Origin of the sequence: Gilliamella sp. WF3-4 (assembly GCF_001690275.1) — a bacterium.
In the GTDB taxonomy this organism is placed as follows: Bacteria; Pseudomonadota; Gammaproteobacteria; order Enterobacterales; family Orbaceae; genus Gilliamella; species Gilliamella apicola_C.
In genome coordinates this window covers 1-3595 of the sequence record NZ_LZGW01000013.1, presented here as the reverse complement: position 1 = coordinate 3595, position 3595 = coordinate 1, and the positions used below count along the sequence as shown (strand labels likewise).

Here is a 3595-nt window from a genome sequence, read left to right as displayed (position 1 = left end):
ACATAAAATTATTAACCCAACCCCAAACCAGATAACTACCTATGCCGGCACGTAATGGATCTAATAATATATGGTCGATTGTTTTATGGCTATGGGGCTTGCATACCATTAAAATAGTGGTATTGAGTGAGTAGCGGGAAAAGTTATGCACCACCACCCCTTGTAAATGGGCCCAGTCATATTCTTTAATGCGTTTTTTATTAGGGTGCAAAAAGGTTAGTGGATTGCGTAACACTTTAAAATTAAAAAAATAGCTTTCATTGATATACACTTTACCCGTTTTACGATTAAAAATAATGGGGCTTCCTCGGCGTGTAAAAAGGTTCTGGTAAAATTCTGGTAACATTAAATATAATGTAATAAAAAATAAAATTATGATCACCAATGGAAGAATAAGCATAGAGGCCGATTCTATCCATGTAAGCAAATATATTAATATAGGAATAATAAACATTAATCCAATTGAAATTACGCCTGAAAGACATACATAAAAAATCTGATCAGATTTTGTTTTACGAATAAAAGCACAGTAGTTATCATTGGCATAGAGCAAGCGATCATCGGCACCCGTTAAATAGTTACCGCCTTTGTCTAAATCGCTTATCCAACCAAAAATTTGGGGTTGATATTGTGATGGCATTGTTTTGCTCCTTATCTTAAATTTTATTGTTTTTAGCCACAATTAATGGCACGACTTTACGGTTATTGTAAAGTAGGCGGTTTTATCCTTTCCCGCCTTGAGCTATTGAAATTTATTGTTTTATATGATGCCGTTGTTTAATTTCAGCGAGCTCCTCTTGCGATGTGGCATTAAACGCTTCTACCATCCATTCGGGCCAGCCTTGGCCTTTAATCATTTTGTCTTTAAATTGGGTTTCTTGTTCCCATTTGTATTTGCCATCGTTTAGGCCAGCTAATTTGTTCGCGCACATAAAATTATTGACCCAACCCCAAACCAGATAACTACCTATGCCGACACGTAATGGATCTAATAATATATGGTCGATTGTTTTATGGCTATGGGGCTTGCATACCATTAAAATAGTGGTGTTGAGTGAGTAGCGTGAAAAGTTATGCACCACCACCCCTTGTAAATGAGCCCAATCATATTCTTTTATGCGTTTTTTATTGGGGTGCAAAAAGGTTAACGGATTGCGTAACACTTTAAAATTAAAAAAATAGCTTTCATTGATATACACTTTACCCGTTTTACGATTAAAAATAATGGGGCTTCCTCGGCGTGTAAAAAGATTATGGTAAAATTCTGGTAACATTAAATATAATGTAATAATAAATAAAACTAATATTCCTAGTAAAAGGGAAAAAATATATTTATCATCATCTGATTTTAATTGCATATCATCTACAATATCATATGCAAGAAAAGGAATAATAAACATTAATCCAATTGAAATTACTCCAGAAAGACATAAATAAAAAAACTGATCAGATTTTGTTTTACGAATAAAAGCACAGTAGTTATCATTGGCATAGAGCAAGCGATCATCGGCACCCGTTAAATAGTTCCCGCCTTTGTCTAAATCGCTTATCCAACCAAAAATTTGGGGTCGATATTGTGATGGCATTGTTTTGCTCCTTATTTTAAATTTTATTGTTTTTAGTCACGATTAATGGCACGTCTTCACGGTTATTGTAAAGTCGGCAGCGTTATCCTTTCCCGCCCTGAGCTATTAAAATTTATTGTTTTATATGATGCCGTTGTTTAATTTCAGCGAGCTCTTCTAATGATGTAGCATTAAACGCTTCTACCATCCATTCAGGCCAGCCTTGCCCTTTAATCATTTTGTCTTTAAATTGGGTTTCTTGTTCCCATTTGTATTTGCCGTCGTTTAGGCCAGCTAATTTGTTCGCGCACATAAAGTTATTGACCCAACCCCAAACCAGATAACTACCTATGCCGACACGTAATGGATCTAATAATATATGGTCGATGGTTTTATGGCTATGGGGCTTGCATACCATTAAAATAGTGGTGTTGAGTGAAGAGCGTGAAAAGTTATGCACCACCACCCCTTGTAAATGAGCCCAGTCATATTCTTTAATGCGTTTTTTATTGGGGTGCAAAAAGGTTAACGGATTACGTAACACTTTAAAATTAAAAAAATAGCTTTCATTGATATACACTTTACCTGTTTTACGATTAAAAATAATGGGGCTTCCTCGGCGTGTAAATAAGTTTTGATAGATTTCGGGAATAATAAGATAAATAGCAACACAGCAAATAGTAAATGCTGATATACCTAATATGTTTATTTTTGATTCATTTTCAATATTAAATAAAAAAACTAATAGTATCCATAAAATGGTTGCTAAAGTTAAAAAAATTAACACAATTAAATAAATACACAAATAAAAAATCTGATCAGATTTTGTCTTACGAATAAAAGCACAGTAGTTATCATTGGCATAGAGCAAGCGATCATCGGCACCCGTTAAATAGTTCCCGCCTTTGTCTAAATCGCTTATCCAACCAAAAATTTGTGGACGGTATTTTGATGGCATTTTATTCTCCTTTTATTTATTCTTCCTGCTTCGGTTAATGATGAGAGGAATTTCGCCATCATCTTGTCCATTAGGGCAGATATTGATTTGATAGTTATTTATTAGATCATAAGCAAAGGTGCCCGCTACCCAAGTTATCAGCATTAGATCACTACCTGGCTGGTTAGAATCGGTTTGTTTTACTTCAATTTTTTCAATATCGGTAAAATTAGATTGCCATACCGCTTTGCCCATGCTTGCCAAACTGCAACGGCTTTTGGGCTATTGCGTTATATTGTGCCGTTGTTTAATTTCGGCGAGCTCTTCTAATGATGTAGCATTAAATGCTTCTACCATCCATTCAGGCCAGCCTTGGCCGTCAATCCTATGGGCTTTAAATTCCTCCTCTTGATCTGACTTATATTCACCATCATCAATATTGGCTGATTTATAATACACCATAAAACTATTGATCCATCCCCAAACAAATGTACTACCAGCGCCTGCTCGGGCAGGATCTAGCATGATATGATCAATCACTTGATGCGTACCGGGTTGACACACCATTAACACAGTCGAGCTTAAAGCATTACGCGACATATTATGGATAATAACACCATGCAAATCATCCCAATCATACTCTTTTATTCGGCGTTTTTTCGGTTGTAAAAATACTGCAGGATGGCGTAATATTTTAAAGTTAAAAAAGTCACTTTCGTTAACATAGACTTTACCCGTTTTACGGTTAAATATAATGGGGCTACCACGATGGGAAAAAGCGTTTTGATAGAACTCTGGAAGTGCATATGAATAGATAACAAATGAACTTAATAACATGCCAAATAATACTATAAAAAAAATCTTTAATTCAGATTTTTTTAGTAATATTGAAAAAAAATCAAAACTAAAAAAGACTAAGACCATAAACATTAAAATTAATGATATAGATAAACACAAATAAAGAATCTGATCAGAAGGAATCTTACGAATAAAGGCACAGTAGTTATTATTGGCATAGCTTAAGCGATCGTCATGCAGGGGCACTAAACGTGGGCCTTTATCTAGATCACCAAACCAACCAAAAATTTGTGGA

General features: G+C 34.9%; 5 protein-coding genes. All 5 read right to left on the bottom strand.

The window, feature by feature from the left end; translation table 11 throughout:
- Nucleotides 1-640, bottom strand: a 640-nt coding sequence (locus A9G47_RS03010) for a DUF6708 domain-containing protein (RefSeq protein ID WP_141674799.1), incomplete at its 3' end; no start/stop codon positions are given.
- 112 nt (nucleotides 641-752) lie between these two features.
- Nucleotides 753-1586 (bottom strand): DUF6708 domain-containing protein, encoded by an 834-nt coding sequence (locus tag A9G47_RS03005; protein WP_065642126.1) that lies wholly within the window; start codon nucleotides 1584-1586, stop codon nucleotides 753-755.
- 112 nt (nucleotides 1587-1698) lie between these two features.
- Nucleotides 1699-2523 (bottom strand): DUF6708 domain-containing protein, encoded by an 825-nt coding sequence (locus tag A9G47_RS03000; protein ID WP_065642125.1) that lies wholly within the window; start codon nucleotides 2521-2523, stop codon nucleotides 1699-1701.
- 12 nt (nucleotides 2524-2535) lie between these two features.
- Nucleotides 2536-2757 (bottom strand): hypothetical protein, encoded by a 222-nt coding sequence (locus tag A9G47_RS02995; protein ID WP_065642124.1) that lies wholly within the window; start codon nucleotides 2755-2757, stop codon nucleotides 2536-2538.
- A gap of 27 nt (nucleotides 2758-2784) precedes the next feature.
- The coding region (locus tag A9G47_RS14150) for a DUF6708 domain-containing protein (protein ID WP_065642123.1) at nucleotides 2785-3595 on the bottom strand (811 nt) is incomplete at its 5' end.

What these genes read in the sequence shown, in the direction of transcription:
- A9G47_RS02995 (WP_065642124.1), bottom strand. Translation starts at nt 2,757, where the DNA reads ATGGGCAAAGCGGTATGGCAATCTAATTTTACCGATATTGAAAAAATT.
- A9G47_RS03005 (WP_065642126.1), bottom strand. Translation starts at nt 1,586, where the DNA reads ATGCCATCACAATATCGACCCCAAATTTTTGGTTGGATAAGCGATTTA.
- A9G47_RS03000 (WP_065642125.1), bottom strand. Translation starts at nt 2,523, where the DNA reads ATGCCATCAAAATACCGTCCACAAATTTTTGGTTGGATAAGCGATTTA.